The following is a 1,828-nucleotide window of genomic DNA, read 5'->3' on the forward strand; positions in this document are numbered from 1 at the left end:
CCACCGTCTTCCTCTCAGCCGTCGCCCTCGCTGCTACCGTGCTCGTCTGGCTATTATTCCTGACCCTAGCTGCTGCAGCGGAAAGTGGACGTTCGATTCTCCAGAACTAGAGGCGCGGGTCTTCCGCCGCCCTGACGACGCCTCAATTAATTTCGCGCCGCCGCATCCAGACGCGCCGGTTCGGGCCTCTAAGATCACAGCAAGCTTAAGCGATCCGGAGAGATACAATGACCCTACGCGCCCTGATCATCAGTATCGCCCTTTGTGCAATGCCGACGGCGGGAATAGCCCAGATCAGGGAGGAGACGTTTGAGGCACGCTCCGACGAGGCGGTGCTGGCGGGAACGCTAGTCCTGCCGGCCGACAGGCCGCGCGCTGCGGTGGTTCTCATCCAGGGCAATGGCCCACACGGTCGTGACCAGATCATTTCTGGGACCCCCATGTTCCGAGTGCTCGCCGACGAGCTTGCGCAACTCGGAATTGCAAGCGTCAGGATCGACAACTCTGGCGTCGGGGCTTCAACCGGCGCCCGCATCCGGCACTTCCGCGAGCGCACGCCGCAGATCGTGTCCGTGTTTGATGCCCTGACATCCCATCCTGACCTCCAGGGTGTTCCGCTCGGCCTGATTGGTCACAGCGAGGGCACGATGGTCGCGACCGAGGTCTGGATTGAACGCGGAGACACTCTGGACTTCCTCGTCCTGCTTGGGGCCCCGGGCCGTCCAGGCAGGACTGTCTGGATCGACCAACAGGCCAACCCAGCGCGTTTTCCCGACCACGATGCGGCTGGCCATGCCCGGATACGTGCGGCCCTGGAACGGGTAGTCGACCTCGCAGTGGCGGACGACAGAAGCGGGCTCGAGGTGGCAGCCGATCACCTGTTTCAAGTCAGTGGCCTGTCAGCCGAGGAAGCAGCAGAAATCAGGCCCGGCTTTGTCGAGCGGATGAGCAGCGCAGAGATGCGGGTATTTCTGAGCCACGATCCGGCGGATGCCTTTGTGCAGGTGACCGACCCGGTCCTGACGGTGTGGGGGGGAATCGACCCCCTCACCTCGCCGGAGCTAAACGTTCCCGTCTTTCTCGAAGGTCGCAACCCGGAGAGTCGGCTAACCGTGGTCGTACTGCCGGATGAGGAGCACTTCTTTCTGCGGGGGAATGGTCTTGCCCCGGGAGAACACCGGTTCGGTGAAATGAGCCTCAGCCCCCGGCTGGTCGACGTAATCGCGGATTGGCTCAGCAGCGAACAATTCCGAAGATAGCTGATACACGCCGCCACAGTACCGCTGGAACCCACTCCCTTGCCTCAGATCACGATCGAGTTTTCGCATGAAGTGATCGCCGTCGAGGACGCGCGGCGCCTGGCGTTCGACCTCCACGCCATCCTGGCGCCGGTTCTCGACACCGAGCTAGCCAGCTTCAAGACGCGCCTGGCGCGCCTCGAAGATGTCGTGATCGGGCCGGGTTCATCGGACGAAGCCATGGTCCACGTCGAGCTCGGCGTGCTGACCGGGCGATCGCCGGCGATCAAAGCGCAGGCCGCGGATTTGATCCTCGAGCGCGTCGAGGCGTGCGTGGAGCGCCGTGGATCCCGGCGGCCGCTGCAGATGACGGTCGAGGTTCGCGACATGGACGCCGCAGTTTACCGGAAGGCGACCCGGGCCTGACCGGAACAGCCACTGGCTATGGCGGGACTGCCGCCAAAAGCGGATCTGTTTGAACGTCATTAAAGAGTCAGGTTCTGGCTTGGGGGTAGCGGGTCCTAGGGTCAGGACTCATAGCCAGACGAGCACGGTAGCAGCGAGGGCGACGGCTGAGAGGAAGACGGTGG

Annotated in this window: 2 protein-coding genes; both read left to right on the forward strand. The window is 63.3% G+C overall.

Features of this window, described 5'->3' with window-relative positions; all coding sequences use genetic code 11:
- Positions 1 to 227 precede the first annotated feature (227 nt).
- Positions 228 to 1,259: an alpha/beta hydrolase gene (locus IP78_RS12560; RefSeq protein ID WP_054112023.1), complete on the forward strand. Its 1,032-nt coding sequence runs from the start codon at positions 228 to 230 to the stop codon at positions 1,257 to 1,259.
- Between the two features lie 39 nt (positions 1,260 to 1,298).
- Complete coding sequence (locus IP78_RS12565; RefSeq protein WP_054112024.1) at positions 1,299 to 1,664, forward strand: 5-carboxymethyl-2-hydroxymuconate Delta-isomerase; 366 nt, start codon at positions 1,299 to 1,301, stop codon at positions 1,662 to 1,664.
- Positions 1,665 to 1,828 lie beyond the last annotated feature (164 nt).

Origin of the sequence: Brevundimonas sp. AAP58 (assembly GCF_001295975.1) — a bacterium.
Classification (GTDB): domain Bacteria; phylum Pseudomonadota; class Alphaproteobacteria; order Caulobacterales; family Caulobacteraceae; genus Brevundimonas.

Coding starts and splice junctions, on each gene's coding strand:
- IP78_RS12560 (WP_054112023.1), top strand. CDS start 228: ATGACCCTACGCGCCCTGATCATCAGTATCGCCCTTTGTGCAATGCCG.